General features: G+C 53.2%; 15 protein-coding genes. 1 reads left to right on the top strand and 14 read right to left on the bottom strand.

All coding sequences use genetic code 11. From position 1 onward, the window contains the following. Positions 1-2 precede the first annotated feature (2 nt). Complete coding sequence (ndk, locus tag CJO09_RS13395) at positions 3-428, bottom strand: nucleoside-diphosphate kinase (RefSeq protein WP_119442893.1); 426 nt, start codon at positions 426-428, stop codon at positions 3-5. A gap of 190 nt (positions 429-618) precedes the next feature. Between ndk and CJO09_RS13390 the strand changes: the two genes are divergently transcribed. Beyond that, on the top strand, positions 619-3,468 hold the full coding sequence (locus CJO09_RS13390; protein WP_119442804.1) for a valine--tRNA ligase: 2,850 nt from the start codon (positions 619-621) through the stop codon (positions 3,466-3,468). Positions 3,469-3,574: 106 nt separating this feature from the next. On the opposite strand, the gene trmD is transcribed toward CJO09_RS13390, so the two are convergent. The 13 genes from trmD to CJO09_RS13325 form a co-directional block, all read right to left on the bottom strand. Further along, the gene (gene trmD, locus CJO09_RS13385) at positions 3,575-4,324 is read right to left on the bottom strand and encodes a tRNA (guanosine(37)-N1)-methyltransferase TrmD (RefSeq protein WP_119442803.1); all 750 of its coding nucleotides are present in this window, start codon (positions 4,322-4,324) and stop codon (positions 3,575-3,577) included. Positions 4,325-4,332: 8 nt separating this feature from the next. Next, positions 4,333-4,947 carry a ribosome maturation factor RimM gene (rimM, locus tag CJO09_RS13380; protein WP_119442802.1) on the bottom strand — a complete coding sequence of 205 codons (615 nt, stop codon included), beginning with the start codon at positions 4,945-4,947 and terminating at the stop codon, positions 4,333-4,335. Positions 4,948-4,954: 7 nt separating this feature from the next. Beyond that, entirely contained in the window at positions 4,955-5,209 is a 255-nt protein-coding gene (gene rpsP / locus CJO09_RS13375; RefSeq protein ID WP_119442892.1) for a 30S ribosomal protein S16, read from the bottom strand. 98 nt (positions 5,210-5,307) lie between these two features. Then, positions 5,308-5,559, bottom strand: coding sequence for a sulfurtransferase TusA family protein (locus CJO09_RS13370; RefSeq protein WP_119442801.1), 252 nt, complete (start codon positions 5,557-5,559; stop codon positions 5,308-5,310). Further along, positions 5,556-8,177 (bottom strand): alanine--tRNA ligase, encoded by a 2,622-nt coding sequence (gene alaS, locus CJO09_RS13365; protein WP_119442800.1) that lies wholly within the window; start codon positions 8,175-8,177, stop codon positions 5,556-5,558. Before alaS ends, CJO09_RS13370 begins: the two co-directional genes overlap by 4 nt. Positions 8,178-8,235: 58 nt before the next feature. Next, positions 8,236-9,183, bottom strand: coding sequence for a xanthine dehydrogenase accessory protein XdhC (xdhC, locus tag CJO09_RS13360; RefSeq protein WP_158582757.1), 948 nt, complete (start codon positions 9,181-9,183; stop codon positions 8,236-8,238). Then, complete coding sequence (gene xdhB / locus CJO09_RS13355) at positions 9,176-11,524, bottom strand: xanthine dehydrogenase molybdopterin binding subunit (RefSeq protein ID WP_119442891.1); 2,349 nt, start codon at positions 11,522-11,524, stop codon at positions 9,176-9,178. Before xdhB ends, xdhC begins: the two co-directional genes overlap by 8 nt. After that, positions 11,524-12,981, bottom strand: coding sequence for a xanthine dehydrogenase small subunit (gene xdhA / locus CJO09_RS13350; protein WP_119442798.1), 1,458 nt, complete (start codon positions 12,979-12,981; stop codon positions 11,524-11,526). Before xdhA ends, xdhB begins: the two co-directional genes overlap by 1 nt. 88 nt (positions 12,982-13,069) lie before the next feature. Further along, positions 13,070-13,594 (bottom strand): ureidoglycolate lyase, encoded by a 525-nt coding sequence (locus tag CJO09_RS13345; protein ID WP_119442797.1) that lies wholly within the window; start codon positions 13,592-13,594, stop codon positions 13,070-13,072. A gap of 1 nt (position 13,595) precedes the next feature. Beyond that, positions 13,596-14,645 carry an allantoicase gene (alc, locus tag CJO09_RS13340; protein WP_119442796.1) on the bottom strand — a complete coding sequence of 350 codons (1,050 nt, stop codon included), beginning with the start codon at positions 14,643-14,645 and terminating at the stop codon, positions 13,596-13,598. A gap of 119 nt (positions 14,646-14,764) precedes the next feature. Next, positions 14,765-15,286 carry a 2-oxo-4-hydroxy-4-carboxy-5-ureidoimidazoline decarboxylase gene (gene uraD, locus CJO09_RS13335; RefSeq protein WP_119442795.1) on the bottom strand — a complete coding sequence of 174 codons (522 nt, stop codon included), beginning with the start codon at positions 15,284-15,286 and terminating at the stop codon, positions 14,765-14,767. Then, the gene (gene puuE / locus CJO09_RS13330; protein ID WP_119442794.1) at positions 15,287-16,213 is read right to left on the bottom strand and encodes an allantoinase PuuE; all 927 of its coding nucleotides are present in this window, start codon (positions 16,211-16,213) and stop codon (positions 15,287-15,289) included. Positions 16,214-16,222: 9 nt separating this feature from the next. Beyond that, on the bottom strand, positions 16,223-16,987 hold the full coding sequence (locus tag CJO09_RS13325) for a GntR family transcriptional regulator (protein WP_119442793.1): 765 nt from the start codon (positions 16,985-16,987) through the stop codon (positions 16,223-16,225). Between the last annotated feature and the right edge of the window lie 64 nt (positions 16,988-17,051).

Below are 17,051 nucleotides of genomic sequence, written 5' to 3'. Positions count from 1 at the left end.
ATTTAACGGCTGTGAATGTTGCTTTCAGGAAAGAAGAAAGCAATTTCAACGGCTGCTGTTTCAGGGGCATCGGAACCATGCACTGCATTAGCATCAATGCTTTCCGCAAAATCGGCGCGAATGGTACCGGCTTCCGCTTTCTTGGGATCGGTTGCACCCATCAGGTCGCGATTTTTCTGAATGGCGTTATCGCCTTCCAGCACTTGCACGAAAACCGGGCCCGATACCATGAAATCGACCAAGTCTTTAAAGAACGGGCGTTCGCTGTGAACGGCATAAAAACGCTCTGCTTCCGAGCGGGACAACTGCTTTAACGATGCTGCAATAACTTTCAAACCGGCCTGTTCGAAACGGGCTACGATTTGGCCAATCACGTTTTTCGCGACGGCGTCGGGTTTGATAATGGAAAGGGTGCGTTCGATTGCCATAAAATATCCAAAGATTAAAAACGGTTTTTCCAATAAAAACAAGAACTTTGCTAGAGTTTTTGTTAACCGTTCATTTTAACACGCCCAAAAACCACCACTCCATCATAAAATAGAAGGCTTTAGCCATTTTGTAACAGAAACGGCATTTTGTCTGCCAATTCATCCATTTATTCGTTTTTCACTGTTTTATATGACCTCTTCTTCCACTAAGCAAGACCTCGACCAACTTCCCAAAAGCTTCGAACCGCAAGAAATCGAATCGCGCTGGTACCCGGAATGGGAGCGACGCGGTTACTTTAAAGGGGGTCAACATGTGGAACCCGTTGCCTCTCGGGCAAGTGAGCCCTATGTCATTCAGTTCCCACCGCCAAACGTAACCGGCACCCTGCACATGGGTCATGCGTTTAACCAAACAGTCATGGACGGTCTGGTGCGTTACCACCGTATGCGCGGCGACGACACTGTATTTATTCCGGGCACCGACCACGCCGGCATCGCCACCCAAATTGTGGTTGAGCGCCAGCTTGATGCCCAGAAGGTGAGCCGCCACGACCTTGGCCGCGAAAAATTCCTGGAGAAAGTCTGGGAATGGAAGGAACAATCAGGCAACACCATCACCAGCCAATTCCGCCGGCTCGGTTCATCGGCTGATTGGGATCGCGAATACTTCACCATGGATGACAATTTGTCACGCGGGGTGGTAGAGACATTTGTGCGGTTGTACGAGCAAGGTCTCATATACCGCGGCAAGCGTCTGGTGAACTGGGATCCGGTTTTGGGCACCGCAGTTTCCGACCTGGAGGTCGTCAGCGAGGAGGAAGACGGGTTTTTATGGGAAATTGCTTATCCACTGACACAGCCACACGGAGATCAAACCCATGTTGTTGTCGCGACGACCCGACCCGAAACCATGCTGGGCGATGCTGCTGTCATGGTGCACCCTGAAGACGAACGCTACGCTCATTTAATTGGCAAAACCGTTTCACTGCCATTATGCAATCGGGAAATTCCTATTATTGGCGATGAATACGTCGACAAAGAGTTTGGTACCGGCGCGGTTAAAGTTACGCCGGCGCACGACTTCAACGACTACGCCGTCGGGCAACGCCATGCTCTGCCACAAATCAGCATCCTGACGTTAGATGCCAAAATCAATGACAACGCGCCCGAGGCCTACCGTGGCAAAGACCGTTTTAACGCACGCGAACAGGTCGTAGCCGACCTGGACGCCCTGGGCCTGTTGAAAAACGTTAAAAAACATAAGCTTATGGTTCCACGCGGCGATCGCACGCAAACCGTGATTGAACCGATGCTAACCGACCAATGGTTCGTGGCCATGAGCAAACCCGCTCCGGAAAATGCCTTGCACCCCGGCAAAAGCATTACCGATGTCGCACTGGAAGTCGTCGCCGACGGTCGCGTGCAGTTCTTCCCGGAAAACTGGAGCACCACCTACAACCAATGGCTCGAAAAAATACAAGATTGGTGTATTTCGCGTCAATTGTGGTGGGGACATCAAATTCCAGCTTGGTATGCCGAAGACGGCCGGATTGTCGTCGCACGCAATGAGCAAGAGGCAAAGAGCAAAGCGGCGGCGGCCGGCATTACCGGCCCCCTAACCCGAGACCCGGACGTACTCGACACCTGGTTTTCGTCGGCCTTGGTACCCTTTACCGACTTGGGCTGGCCCGAACAAACACCCGATTTGGCACGCTACCTACCCTCCAGCGTGTTGGTAACCGGTTTTGACATTATTTTCTTCTGGGTGGCCCGCATGGTCATGATGAGCATGCACCTCACCGGGCAAGTTCCCTTCCGACATGTTTATGTGCACGGCCTGGTGTGCGACATGGAAGGTAAGAAGATGAGTAAATCAAAAGGCAATACCATCGATCCGGTCGACCTAATCGACGGGATCGACCTGGAGTCGCTGGTGGCCAAACGTACCGCCGGCCTGATGAACCCACGCCAGGCCGCCGGCATTGAAAAACGCACGCGTAAAGACTACCCCGAAGGCTTCCCTGCCTACGGCACCGATGCACTGCGCTTCACCATGGCCGCTTATGCAACATTGGGTCGCAATATCAACTTCGACCTGAAGCGTTGCGAAGGCTATCGCAATTTTTGCAACAAACTCTGGAATGCCTCGCGTTTTGTCTTGATGAATACGGAAGGACATAACCTGGCGGGCGACAGCGGTGACGAATTGCAATTTACCGATCAATGGATTGTCAGCCAATTACAGCGCCTGGAGGCCGATATTGAAAAAGGCTTCAACGATTACCGTTTCGACTTCGTAGCCAACAAGTTGTATCACTTTGTTTGGGACGAATATTGCGACTGGTACCTGGAGCTGGCCAAAGTTCAATTACAAACCGGCACGCCCGCCCAGCAACTGGGTACGCGCCGCACACTCATTCGTGTACTGGAAACCGTGCTGCGTTTGGCTCATCCCATTATTCCATTCATTACCGAAGAACTTTGGCAGAAAGTGTCGGTGGTTGCAGGCAAACGCAGCGTCAAACAAGAAACCAGTGTCAGCGTGCAACCCTACCCCGTCTCAGAACCCGGCAAAATCAATAAAGTTGCTGAAGACCAAGTGGCGGAACTAAAAGCGCAGGTTGAAGCGGTGCGCGCCTTACGCGGCGAAATGAACATTTCCCCCGCTCAGCGCGTCCCGCTTGTTGCCCGTGGAGAGCCTGCCGCACTGGCACGCAACCAGGCTTATTTATCGGCATTGGCCAAGTTAAGCGATGTTGACATTGTTGCGACTCTCCCGGAAATGGGGGCCCCGGTTCAAGTGGTAGGCACAACCGAGTTAATGCTCAGGGTGGAAATCGATGTTGTTGCCGAGCGCGCCCGGTTAGGTAAGGAAATTGAGCGCTTAACCAATGAAATCAGCAAAGCCAACGCGAAACTCTCAAACGACAATTTTGTGCAGCGCGCACCCGAAGCGGTGGTCCAGCAGGAAAAGGACCGCATGGTGCAATTTACGGAAACACTTGAGAAAGTAAAAGAACAGTTCAACAAGTTGAAGTAAACGTGCTGGAAGCAGGCACGCGTTGCGTGCCTGCTTCGCATTAGTTTGCGCCGCGGGCTTAAGGTCTAAGGTTTTGACTATTTGCTTGTCGCCTCTTAAGGCGCGCTTAAAATAATAACGTTTTTAGAAACGCTTCATCCACCTTGGAAAGCAGGCCGTTGCGGCGTGCCGCCTCGATAAGATCGGGGCGCCGCTGTGCGGTTATCTTCAATGATTGCCGCCTGCGCCATTGCGCAATATTAGCGTGGTGCCCCGACAATAACTCAGCCGGAACCGACTCACTTTCGTACACTTCCGGCCGGGTGTAATGAGGGCTGTCGAGCAACCCGGTCAGATCCTCATTAAACGAATCCTGGCGAGCCGAATCGGCATCATTCAATACACCCGGCAACAGACGTATAACAGAATCCATAACAGCCAACGCCGGGATCTCACCGCCCGACAATACAAAATCGCCGAGTGAAATTTCTTCCGTTACGCAGCGATTAATGAAACGCTGATCAAGCCCTTCATAACGTCCACAGATGAGAATAGCGCCCTGGCTATGTGCCAATGCCTGAGCCCGATTTTGCGTAAATGGCTTGCCGGCGGGCGATAACAGAATGACTTCGGGGCTGTCGGGACGGGCGCTTTGCGCCGCCGTCACGGCTTTTTCTAATGGCTCTGCCATCATAACCATACCCGGCCCGCCGCCATAGGGGCGATCATCAACTGTGCGGTGGACGTCTTGGGTAAAGTCGCGTGGGTTCCATAATTGCAGCGCCCACTGTTCCCGCCGATGGGCGCGTCCGGTTACGCCCAAATCGCGCACAACCGAAAACATGTCGGGGAAAAGTGTAATAACGTCGAAACGCATCGCTGTCCTTACCAATCGGCAGGCCAGTTACTGTACAGACTTTTGTTTTGAAGGTCGACCGTATGCACATGAGCCTGCACGAATGGTACCAACACCTCCTGAGCACGACCTTTTTCATTCATAAGGCGCTCCAACACACCGCCTTCCGTTTCGCAAGCCCGAGCTACGCGCAAAACGCCATGGGCTCCGTTATCGATGACTTCGATAATTTCACCGAGCAATACCGTTTCAGAACCTTGTTCGCCATATAAGCGACAACCAATAAGATCTATCCAATAATACTCATCGTCATCGGCTGCAGGAAACGAACTGCGCGGCGCCCATACGGTATAACCCTTCAACGCCTCTGCTTGATTGCGATCATTAACAGAATCAAGCTGCGCAACGACGCTATCTGTATGAAAGCGCGAGCTTTGCACACGATAGCTTTTACCCTGATGCGAAAAAGCGCCCAGCTTCCCAGGCGGGACGGGCGCTTTTAACCACCAAACGGAGGTACCCAGCAAGACGTCTGCATGAGCCGAATGGGGCTGGATCTTCACCCAGCCTTTTACACCATAGGCTGAAACGATACGGCCTAGCTCGACCAGGTCGTGCGGCGCCGCTTCGACAGACTGTGTCACTGCAGTATTAGGCTGCAGCCTGTTCGGAGTAAGTTTTCACCAAACGCTGAACAGCAGGCGACAACTTGGCACCATTGGATGTCCAGTATTCAACGCGGTCTAGGGCAATGCGCAGGTTTTCCTGGCCTTCACCGCCTAACGGGTTGTAAAAACCAATGCGTTCAATAAAACGACCATCACGACGATTACGTGAGTCGGCTGCTACTAAACTGTAAAACGGACGCTTCTTCGAGCCACCACGGGCTAGACGAATCACCACCATAGGTAATCCTTTGAAAATGTTGTGGAAAACAAAAGATTCTAGCATTTTTTCTTTGCTTATAGCAAACAGAAAACGCCAAAACCACCAAAAATAGTTATTTAACGCCGCGCCATGAAATGCAGAGCATTATCGGCCCCGGTGACTTGCGCCACAAGCGCATTTCCGGTTTGACGGGCAAAGGCCTGAAAGTCGCGCACCGCGTTGGGGTCGGTGGTAATCACTTTCAAAACCTGACCACTTTCCAGTTGCGCCAAGGCTTTCTTGGCGCGCAAAATGGGCAACGGGCATTTTAACCCAGTTGCGTCCACTTCCAGTTGAAATTCCGGTAAAGATTGTTCTGAACCGCTCATGCCACCCGTTCCCGTACCCACGCTTCAACACTTTCCAACGCTTTAGGCAACGCCTGAACCTCGGTGCCGCCGCCCATGGCCATATCGGGACGGCCACCGCCCTTACCGCCTACCTGGCCGGCTACCAGCCCAACCAGATCTCCCGCTTTAACCTTGTCGGTTAAATCATTTGTTACGCCTGCCACTAAGCTTATTTTGTCGCCATCTACCGTAGCCAATAACACAATGCCGGATTTAAGACGTTGTTTCATATCGTCGACCATGCCGCGTAAAGCCTTGGCTTCCACCCCGGCCAACTGACCCACCAGCAAACGGCCGCCACCGTTTAGCTCGATCGCTTGCGATAGTAAGTCATTACCCGCTGATGAGGCCAGTTTTTGCTGCAGGCGCTGCACTTCCGCTTCGGCCGCCTTAAGCTGCCCTTGCAACATGGAAATACGCTGACCAAGCTCGACAGGCTGAGTTTTCAATTGGCCGGCCGCATTTTGCAATGTCGCCTGGGTTTGCTGCACCCAGTTCACGGCGTTATCGCCTGTAATGGCTTCGATACGACGCACACCCGCCGCCACGCCACCTTCCGACACCACTTTGAACAAGCCGATATCACCAGTACGCGACACGTGAGTACCACCACAAAGCTCACGTGAAAAACCAATATCAAGAACACGAACTTCATCGCCGTACTTTTCACCAAACAAGGCAACCGCCCCGCCCTGCACGGCATCATCGTAAGACATAAGTTGCGCTGCAACCGCTTTATTTTCAAGCACCTGAGCGTTCACAATCTGCTCAATTTCGACAATTTCCTTGGCACTTACCGGGGCATCGTGCGCAAAATCGAAACGGGTTTTTTCATGATCGACCAAAGAGCCACGTTGCTGTACGTGATCACCCAATACATCGCGCAAGGCCTTGTGCAGCAAGTGCGTAGCAGAATGGTTGCGCATGGTGCGGGCACGGCGCACAGCATCGACTGTTGCTCGGACCGAATCACCCACCGCGAGCCGCCCCTGCTTGAGTCGACCATGATGGCCGAACACCTGGGGTTGCACTTTCTGTGTGTCATGCACTTCAAACAAGGCACTATCGGTTTCCAGTAGCCCGGCATCACCCACCTGGCCACCTGATTCGGCATAGAAAGGGGTGATGTCGAGCACCGCGATGGCGTCTTGACCGGCTTCAATTTCGTTTACAACCGAGCCATCAACATACAAGGCCGTAATTTTTCCTTGCGCCTGCAGGTGCTCATAACCCTCGAAGCGGGTATCCACCCCTTCGTAAGTTAAGCCTTCGACTGCTTTGAATTTTCCGGCCGCCCGCGCCTGTTCACGTTGTCGTGCCATAGCTTGCTCAAAGCCGCTTAAATCAACGCCCACTTTACGCTCGCGGCAAATATCGGCGGTTAAGTCAACTGGAAATCCATAAGTGTCGTAGAGCGTGAACAGCGTTTGGCCGTCGAGCACTTCCTCTTCTTTGAGGCCAGCCAGCGCACCTTCCAGAATTTTCATGCCGTTTTCAAGCGTCTCGCTGAAACGGCTCTCCTCTTGGCGCAACACTTGCTCTACCCGGGCTTGCTGGGCAGCCAACTCAGGGTATGCGTCGCCCATTTGCTGTACAAGATCGGCGACCAATTTGTGAAAAAACAAGCCCGACTGACCCAATTTATGCCCATGCCGCAGTGCACGCCGTACAATGCGGCGCAGCACGTAACCCCGGCCCTCATTGCTGGGTATCACGCCGTCTATTACCAAAAAGCTGCAGGCACGAATGTGATCGGCAATAACTTTCAGCGAGTTGTTACCCAGATCGGCCGTATTGGTTTCACGCGCGGCGGCTTTAATAAGCGCTTGAAATAGGTCAATTTCGTAGTTCGAATGCACATGCTGCAAAACCGCAGCGATGCGCTCCAGCCCCATGCCGGTATCAACACACGGGCTTGGCAACGGGTTCATATTGCCTTGCGCATCGCGCTCGAACTGCATGAACACCAGATTCCAGATTTCAATGTAACGGTCGCCGTCTTCATCCGGCGACCCGGGTGGTCCACCCCACACATCCGGACCATGATCGTAAAAAATTTCTGAACAGGGGCCGCACGGACCGGTGTCTGCCATTTGCCAAAAATTGTCGGAAGCGTACCGAGCACCTTTATTATCGCCAATGCGCACAATACGGTCTTTGGGCACATTCACTTCGTTGGCCCAAATGTCGTAGGCTTCATCGTCTTCTTCGTAGACCGTCACCCACAGCTTATCGGAAGGCAGCCCGTAAACCTGGGTCAATAGCTCCCAGGCATACATAATGGCATCGCGTTTGAAATAATCGCCGAAGCTGAAATTACCCAGCATTTCAAAGAACGTATGGTGGCGCGCAGTGTAGCCTACGTTTTCCAGGTCGTTATGCTTGCCGCCGGCACGCACGCAGCGTTGTGAACTGACCGCACGCGTATAGGCACGGGTTTCCTTGCCGGTAAAGACATCTTTGAATTGCACCATACCCGCATTGGTAAACAGCAATGTGGGGTCGTTGGCCGGAATTAACGGCGACGACGGCACTACCTGATGGCCTTTCGATTCAAAGAATGACAGGAATTTTTGACGTATTTCAGATGTCTTCATTTGCTGTGCAGCGTAATTGTTTGGCAAGAGTGAATGCAACCAGCGCAAGATTATAGACTTAGTCGAGCGAGAGCAACTGCGCAACAGCGGAAACGGCAATCACTTCCGGCAGTTTACTGGAGGTTTTCACCAGCCCGATGGGGCACTGCATACGCGCCACCATCGCCTCGGGAAACTGCCGACGCAAGCGCGATACGAAACGGGCTTTCTTGGTGGCCGAACCAATGAGCCCCAAAAAACGAAACGATTTGCGCGCCATGATCTCCTGCACAATTTCAAGATCAAGCGCATGATTGTGGGTTAATACCAGCCAACATGCATCGTTTGGCAAATCGCGCACGTCGTCTGCGTCTCCCTGCAGGCATTGCACATTGGCTGGAACCTGTTCGGGCCATAAGTCGTCACGCGGGTCGAGCCAGACAACGTTCACCGGCAACGTGCCCAGCACATTGATAATAGCGCGCCCTACATGACCCGCACCGCAAACGACAACCGTTAGGGACGCCGCCATGATACGGTCTTCTAGAATGCCCTGATCGTCGTCCCAACGTGCCTCATCAACGTTAAACCCAGCAGCGGCTTGTTCCGATAAGTGAATTTGCACCGGATCTGCGTCATTAAATGGTACCCGTCGGATAACCGAACGCCGCTGCCCAAGCGCAGTCTCTACTTCATTGCACCAAGCCAGATCGCCGGCATCCAGGCGCTCGAATGCCAGCCACACAACACCGCCACAACACTGCCCCAGGCTGGGCCCTAGCGCATAACGCTGAACCTTACGTTGCGACGCTGTGTTGTTGGCCAACGTTTCCCGGGCCAGTGCGATAGCCTGATATTCCAGATGCCCCCCACCGATCGTGCCCCACGTTTGTGTCTCGTTTACCCAAATTTTGGCTCCGCCACCCCGTGGGGCGGAGCCCGCCGAACGCAATACGGTTACCAGCACTGTCGGCTTGCCCGCCCGCAACCCTTCAACCGCTTCGGGTTGCCAAGCCGGGTTAGCCATGATCGGCGGCAACCTCGACGGCTTGCCCCAATTTCGAGGCCGGACATCCACCCACCGATTCCAGCGCTTTAAGTACGCACTCAGCTGTAGCCGGAGCATCCATAAGCGGCACTGCCTTGCGATCACCGGCAGCGTGAACCGCATCTCGAATAGCAAAGAAGACCGATAAGGCCAGAGGCAGTGGCGGCTCCCCCATGGCTTTGGATTGGTAAATGCTGTCTTCGCGATTGTTGTTTTCGAAGAACGCCACGTTGAATTGTGCCGGACAATCGGACACCGACGGAATTTTGTAGGTAGACGGCGCATGTGTCATTAAGCGGCCCTTGTCGTTCCACCAAAGTTCCTCTGCTGTCAACCAGCCCATGCCTTGAATAAAGCCCCCTTCTACCTGACCCAGATCGACAGCAGGGTTAATGGGGCGCCCTGCGTCGTACAAAATGTCGGCACGTACCAACCGGTTTTCACCGGTAAGAGTGTCGATAATGACCTCGGCGCAGGCGGCCGCATACACAAAATAATAGAATGGGCGACCGGTTAAGGTTTCCGTATCGTAATGAATTTTCGGAGTGCGATAAAAACCCGAAGACCACAACGGAATACGATTGGCATGGGCCGTTTGCACGAACTTGGCAAATGGCACACGAGCCTTGTCGCCACATTCCACATGGTTGTCGACGAAAGCCACTTCAGCAGCATCACAACCATAATGATCAGCCGCGAAATCAGCCAGCGCAGCCTTGATTTTGCGCACAGCCACCTGCGCCGCTTTACCGTTCAGGTCAGTACCCGTTGAAGCGGCGGTTGCCGAGGTATTGGGCACTTTCGATGTATCAGTTGCCGATGAACGAACATGCTTCAGGTCAACCCCCAGTTCCTCGGCCACGACCTGCGCGACCTTGGTATTCAGGCCTTGACCCATTTCGGTACCACCATGGTTCACCAACACCGATCCGTCGGTGTACACATGCACCAGAGCACCGGCCTGGTTTAACTGCGTCAGCGTGAAGGAAATACCAAATTTCACAGGTACCAGCGACAAGCCTTTCTTCAGCACCCGGTTGTTTGCGTTGAAGGTATCGACCTCTTTACGACGCTCGCGGTATTGCGAGGTTTTTTCCAACTGGTCGACCAATTCGTGGATGACATTGTCTTCCACCTTCATTTGATATGGGGTGATATTGCGATCGGTGCGGCCGTAAAAATTAAGCTTGCGCACATCGAGCGGATCCCTACCCAACTTGGCAGCTATATCTTCAATAACATACTCGATAGCCATAATGCCCTGCGGGCCGCCAAAACCACGAAACGCGGTGTTCGATTGCGAATTGGTTTTTACCCTCAACGACAAAATGTCGAACGTATCCAGATAGTAAGCGTTGTCGGAATGAAAAACCTGACGATCAGCCACTGCACCGGATAAATCGGCTGAATAACCGCAACGTAGTTGCTGGACGAATTTCACAGCAGTAATTTGGCCATCGTCGGTATAGGCAACGTCGTACTCAACGCGAAAGTCGTGCCGTTTACCGGTAATCATGAAGTCGTCGTCGCGGTCGGCGCGAATTTTTACCGGGCGGCCTGTTTTTTGGGCCAGCATCGCTGCGTTCACGGCGAACTGCCACGATTGGGTTTCCTTGCCACCGAAACCACCGCCCATGCGGCGGCACTGCACTTTAATGGTATGCGAGGGCTGGTGCAACACATGGGAAATCATAAGCTGCATTTCAGTGGGGTGCTGTGTAGATGCGAACAACTGCATCTCACCGTCTTCACCGGGCACCGCGTACGACACCTGCCCTTCCAGATAAAACTGCTCTTGCCCACCACAATAAAAACTACCTTGATGACGATGTGGACCGGCATTCAGTTTGCCTTCCATATCGCCCTGAGCGATTCGAACCGGGGGTAAAACGTAAGACTCTTTCTCTGCCCCTTCCTGTACATCGAGCACAGGGTGTAAATCTTCATACTCAACTTCGGCTAACTTCACCGCTCTGCGTGCCAAGTCGTAGGACGTGGCCGCCACGGCGAACATGGGTTGCCCGTAGTACTCGACCAGGCCGTCGGCCAGCACCGGCTCATCCGCTTTGGCCGCGCCGATATATTTATCGCCGGGAACGTCTTCGACTGTAATGACCGCTACCACGCCCGGCGCCGAGCGTACTTTCGACAAATCGAGTTTCGTGATCCGGGCATGAGCACGTTCGGACAAACCGAACGCGCCATATAGCGTACCCTGCCACTCGGGGATATCGTCGGTGTACTGAGCACGACCGCTTACGTGCAAGTGGGCACTCTCATGAGGAGCGACTGTGCCGACTGTTCGATATTTACTTTTCATCATACGACCTCCGTGCTTATGCGCGTGGCGGTTTCTCCCGAGCTTTCAAGATAGAACCGGTATAGAAGATTGCGTGCGGTTTGCAAGCGATAATCGCTGGTGGCCCGCATGTCGGTTAAGGGCTGGTAATCTTGTTCCAGCGCGGCCATGGCCGCGGCAACGGTTTGCTCATTCCAAGGTTGACCAACCAGGGCTTTTTCCGCTTCGTACGCACGACGCGACGTCGCCGCCATGCCCCCATGCGCAATGCGTGCCGAGGCGACTGTTTCGCCATCGAACTGAATGGCATAGGCACTGCACACCGCCGAGATGTCCTGGTCAATTCTTTTGGAAAGTTTGTAAGTTGCCACCTTGATGGCCGGATTACGTAGCGGCACCTTGATGGCTTCCAGGTACTCGCCCGGTTCGCGGTCTTGCTTGCGGTAATCCAGATACAAATCCTCAAGTGCCAGTTCGCGACGGCTATCGCCCTTGCGCAGGACCACCCGGGTTTGCAGGGCAATTAACAACGGGGCAGTATCACCAATAGGCGAACCATTGGCAACATTACCCACCAACGTGCCCGAATTACGAATGGGCATGGAAGCAAACCGTTTCCATAACTCGGTGGCTTCGGGGTACTGCTTGGCCAGTGCTTCGTAACCTTCGTTCAATAGCACCGCAGCGCCAATAACCAGATGGTTATCTTCTTCTTTAATAGCGGCGGCATCGGCCACATTACCCAAATAAATGACTTTGGAAAAATGCTTTAGTTGCTTGGTAACCATCAAACCCAGGTCAGTGCCGCCCGCCAGCAGGGTTGCATCGGGATGCTCGTTAAACAATTGTGCCAGTTGGCTGCTGGTTGTGGGCGCCCAATAGGTTTGATCCGCCGTTTCAATGAATAATGGTGCTTGGGTTTGATCGTGCAGTTCCTGTAGCTGTTGCTTAAGCGTTTCAAGCGCCTGTTCTGCTTCGGGGTACTGACCCATATTCATGGTGGCATCGATAATGGGCCGATACCCGGTACAACGACATAAATTGCCCGACAAGTTATCCAGCACTTCTTCGCGGCTTGGCCGCACCTGGCCTTTGCGGTACATGGTGTACATCGACATGATAAAACCGGGCGTGCAGAAGCCACATTGTGAGCCATGGTAATCCAGCATGGCTTGCTGCACCGGATGCAATGGCTCACCCTGCGCCGCCAGACCTTCTACTGTCCACACTGCTTTGCCGTCCAGGGTGGGCAAGAAGCGAATGCAAGCGTTAATGGCACGAAATGCAACCTGACCGTCTTCAAGCGAGGCTTCGGTTACGGTACATGCCCCGCAATCTCCCTCGGCACAGCCCTCTTTCGTGCCCACCAGCCCCGCCTGGTTGCGTAAATACTGCAACACGGTTTGGGTGGGGGATTCAGGCACCACGGTATGCAACTGCCCATTCAAATAAAAACTTACTGTGTGTCTTTGCGTCATTCTTTCATCTCCGGTGAGGATCGGTTTTTAAACCGACCCCGCCGTGCAAACATGAAGCCCGCACGGCGGCTTCATTCTTATTATTGGATCAGACGGATGCCGGCTCTGCAAACGTACCGTCTAATAAAAAAACCTGATTTAAATTACATTCATCGCAATTGGGTGCAGAACCAATTCGATCAACCACAATGAAATTGCCGCCCGGCCCCAAATTCAATAAGGGGTGATGCCACACACCGGCGTGATAATTCACCCCTTGATCACCGTTTACATAGAAAGCCTGTAAAGCGGTTTCATCCGGGCGGTCATTCGCACCACCAGGGGCCACCACTGCAATAAAAGCATTGCCGGTGGTGGGAATCCAGGCCTGACTGCCCAACGGATGACGCTCGAGCATGGCAATTTTTATGGGAAAGGCAAATGCCTGCCCCACCGTCATGCTGATTCCGGGTTCGCCGTCGTTTCCTTCAACCTGAATCTTCCCAAGGTGATGATAACGCTGAGTGGTACCGCTGTTAATGGGGAAAGCGTCACCCTCGCGCGTTGAAATGACATCGCCAAAAGGCGCGAACGCCTCTTTGGTTAATGGTTTTAACTTTAATACCTGTGGCACATTAACTCCCTTTCTTGGCCAGGCGACCCCAAATGCGCAAGCGGCTAACCCCGCCGTCGGGGTGCATATTCAATTTGACATGCGTGACTGCGCCAAGTTCTTCCAACTGATCACGCTCGAAAAAATGCTGCTTGTCGGGCCCCATTTTTTGTTCGCGCAGCAACACAGGCCAGAACATGGCCTGTGTGATGGTCGATTGATCAGTACCGTACGTTACATTGGCAGCCTGAATGGAAACACGATCAGGATAATTCCCTTTGAAGTGTGCGGTATCTACTTCGATTTTTTCAACAATAACCGGATGGCCCAGCTCGACCACCACCCAGTCATAACCGGGTTCGCGACGGCGGCGCGTTTCCCAACCGTCGCCCATATTCACGCCACGACCGGGCATCACCAAGCGAAACGGCACGCCAAAGTGTGCATCGTTAAAGCCAACAATTCGGCCACCGTTGGCCAATGCCGATACTTCGTACAATGCATCGGAGTCTTTCGATGTCCAGTCGGTGGCAGGCTGCCCATACACACGGAAGCGGGCCACCCCGCCATCGGGATAAATATTCAAACGACAGTGAGTCCAGCGACGATCGTCATCGAACTCGATAAAGTGATGAGTACTAGGCGACAAGGTGGTGGAAGGCACGATTTCCGTCCAGACTGTAGACTCGTCGGGGGTATCCTCACAATAGCAGGCCAAAACCGAAGCCGCCGGTGGATAATTACCGGTGAAATGGCTGGTATCAATATCGATGCCTTTGATCACACCCGAAACGCCCAGTTTGATGACGGCATAGTCATGCCCACCATCGCGACGACGACGCGTCTCCCAGCCGTCCATCCATTTGCCGTGGTCGTCGAATTTGCCCACAATAAAAACGGGTTCGGCCGACTGCAGCATACGATTGGCGTCACCAAACCACTGATCGGAACATTCAATCACTTCGGCACCGAAGTCATCGAGCGCCAGATTCGCATAACGATTCACAAACTCCGGAAACTCAACGCTTGGGGCGTTAATGACCGTACCAACGGGCATATGAGGCGCTGCCATGACTACACTCCTGACAAAACAAAAATTAGAAAACCGATTAACGGATTGATTAAAACAACTGTTCTCCGGCATTTTTTGCCCGCCGGACGGCAATATCTCATTCAATAAGCCTGCTGGGCTTAAGCAGTGGTTACCAGATCGTTCAAGCGGAAACCACCAATTTTGTAGATTTGCTGCAAGCTTTCACGCTTTTCATCTTCAACCGAAAGCTGCAAACGTCGTTCGAATTGCTGAATAATGCCGGCACGGTCGTAACCTTTCACTGCCAGAATGAAAGGAAAACCAAACTTTTTGTTATAGGCCTCATTTAACTCGGTAAGGCGGGCATATTCCTGTGGCGAACACTGATCCAGGCCGGCCCCGGCCTGTTCCGACGTGGACTCATCGGTGAGTTCGCCCCGCACAGCGGCCTTGCCGGCCAGCTCTGGGTGAGCACGAATCAATTTGAGTTGAGCTTGTTCTCCGGCCCCTTCAATTTGCTTCACCATCGCGGCATGTAATTCCGCTACGCTGTTATAGGGCCGAGCGCTCGCGGCTCCTTCGGCCACCCAGGGTGAATGCTCGAAAATACCCCCCAAAAGCTTTACGAAATCCGCTTCGGATAACTGATTCAATTCGGAAAGTGAAACTTTTTTGGTCATTCAAACCTCTTGAAATGGATGATGCTCGACCCAGTGACGCGCAATATCAGCGCGGCGACATACCCACACACGATCATGACGCTGGATGTAGTCGAGAAAACGTTGTAAAGCCACAAAACGCCCTGGACGCCCGATTAAGCGGCAATGCAAGCCTATCGACAACATCTTGGGCGTTTCCTCCCCTTCTGCATACAACACGTCGAAAGCATCTTTCAAGTAACTGAAGAAATGTTCACCGGTGTTGAAGCCCTGGGGGGTTGCAAAGCGCATGTCGTTGGTATCAAGCGTGTAAGGCACCACCAAATGGGGTTTAAGCGTCCCGTCTTGCCGTTCAACTTGTGTCCAGAACGGCAGGTCATCCCCGTAGTAATCAGAGTCGTAAAGAAATTGCCCCTCTTCCACTACCAGCCGACGGGTATTGGGGCTGTCGCGCCCGGTATACCAGCCCAACGGGTGTTCGCCCAATAAGGCGGTAATGACCTCTACACAGCGCTGCATATGCTCGCGCTCGATTGACTCAGGCATAGACTGATAATGAATCCAGCGATAGCCATGGCAGGCAATTTCGTGGCCCAGCTCAACAAACGCCTGCGCTACCTCAGGGTGACGCTCAAGGGCCATGCCGACGCCGAAAACCGTTAAAGGCACTTTACGTTTTTCGAATTCACGCAAAATACGCCATACGCCGGCACGCGAACCATATTCGTATATGGACTCCATTGACATATGGCGATCGGGATACGCCGCCGCCCCAACAATTTCCGACAGAAACTGCTCCGAAGCCGGATCGCCGTGCAACACACAGTTCTCACCGCCTTCTTCGTAATTCAGCACAAACTGAACCGCAATTTTGGCCTTGCCAGGCCATTGCGCATGTGGCACATTGCGACCATAACCGACCAGGTCACGGGGATACTCAACGGGCATGCAAGCTCCTTAACGTTTTACGGTAAATACCGACCAGGGATCGGGTTTACGAGTTTGGGTTTCCTCAACCCTATGCTCGCAATCTTCCAGGTGGTGACACATGGCCGCTATTGCCCCTTCGCGGTTGCCGGCCAGTAATAAATCTAGAATCTGGTCGTGCTCCATATACGAGCACGTGCTTGAACTGGGGGTGTCGTGAAACGCAATAATCAGTGTGGTCCGGCAACACAGCGCGTGCATGAACTCGGTAAGAACATGATTGCCCACCAGACGTGCCATCTTTACGTGAAACGCGTTCGACAACCGCAACCAGCTAATTCGATCACCTGTTTCAAACGCCTCCTTTTCCTGGCGCACCATTTCCCGCAAAGGTTCCAGACGCGCGGACAAATCAGACATTTGCAGCAACTTGTCGATCAAAACACACTCCAGCGTTCTGCGTGCCTCGAAAACCTCTCGTGTCTCCGCTGGATCTGGTTGCCATACATACGCGCCTCTGTTCGGCAACAACACGACAATTTTGTCGTGCCCCAACTGTGCCAGCGCCGCGCGCACGGTTGCACGCGAGCAACTGAAAATATCGCACAACGCCGATTCGGTCAGTTTTGCGCCAGGAAGCAAGCGCCGATCCATGACGGCATCGAAAATTTCTGCGTAAACGCGGTCCACCTCAGAGACCCGCCCTATTTTTTGGCCGCGCCTTTCAAGCAGCGAAGACGCAGGCGGGGCGGTACTTTCCCCTTGCAGATCATCGTGTTGGTCTAAATAAAGCATGCCCTTATTCGCCCCGGTCGTTGCATTTCACAAAATCACGTCTTGACAATTATTGGCTCTTAAA

It is taken from the genome of Neopusillimonas maritima (assembly GCF_003576595.1).
Classification (GTDB): Bacteria; Pseudomonadota; Gammaproteobacteria; order Burkholderiales; family Burkholderiaceae_B; genus Neopusillimonas; species Neopusillimonas maritima.
This window is presented reverse-complemented; position numbering and strand designations above follow the sequence as displayed.

Excerpts from the sequence above, each read along its gene's own strand:
- alaS (WP_119442800.1), bottom strand. The coding sequence starts at position 8,177 with ATGAAGACATCTGAAATACGTCAAAAATTCCTGTCATTCTTTGAATCG.
- alc (WP_119442796.1), bottom strand. The coding sequence starts at position 14,645 with ATGGCAGCGCCTCATATGCCCGTTGGTACGGTCATTAACGCCCCAAGC.
- xdhA (WP_119442798.1), bottom strand. The coding sequence starts at position 12,981 with ATGACGCAAAGACACACAGTAAGTTTTTATTTGAATGGGCAGTTGCAT.
- xdhB (WP_119442891.1), bottom strand. The coding sequence starts at position 11,524 with ATGAAAAGTAAATATCGAACAGTCGGCACAGTCGCTCCTCATGAGAGT.
- ndk (WP_119442893.1), bottom strand. The coding sequence starts at position 428 with ATGGCAATCGAACGCACCCTTTCCATTATCAAACCCGACGCCGTCGCG.
- trmD (WP_119442803.1), bottom strand. The coding sequence starts at position 4,324 with ATGCGTTTCGACGTTATTACACTTTTCCCCGACATGTTTTCGGTTGTG.
- uraD (WP_119442795.1), bottom strand. The coding sequence starts at position 15,286 with ATGACCAAAAAAGTTTCACTTTCCGAATTGAATCAGTTATCCGAAGCG.
- CJO09_RS13370 (WP_119442801.1), bottom strand. The coding sequence starts at position 5,559 with ATGAGCGGTTCAGAACAATCTTTACCGGAATTTCAACTGGAAGTGGAC.
- xdhC (WP_158582757.1), bottom strand. The coding sequence starts at position 9,183 with ATGGCTAACCCGGCTTGGCAACCCGAAGCGGTTGAAGGGTTGCGGGCG.
- CJO09_RS13325 (WP_119442793.1), bottom strand. The coding sequence starts at position 16,987 with ATGCTTTATTTAGACCAACACGATGATCTGCAAGGGGAAAGTACCGCC.
- rpsP (WP_119442892.1), bottom strand. The coding sequence starts at position 5,209 with ATGGTGGTGATTCGTCTAGCCCGTGGTGGCTCGAAGAAGCGTCCGTTT.
- CJO09_RS13390 (WP_119442804.1), top strand. The coding sequence starts at position 619 with ATGACCTCTTCTTCCACTAAGCAAGACCTCGACCAACTTCCCAAAAGC.
- puuE (WP_119442794.1), bottom strand. The coding sequence starts at position 16,213 with ATGCCCGTTGAGTATCCCCGTGACCTGGTCGGTTATGGTCGCAATGTG.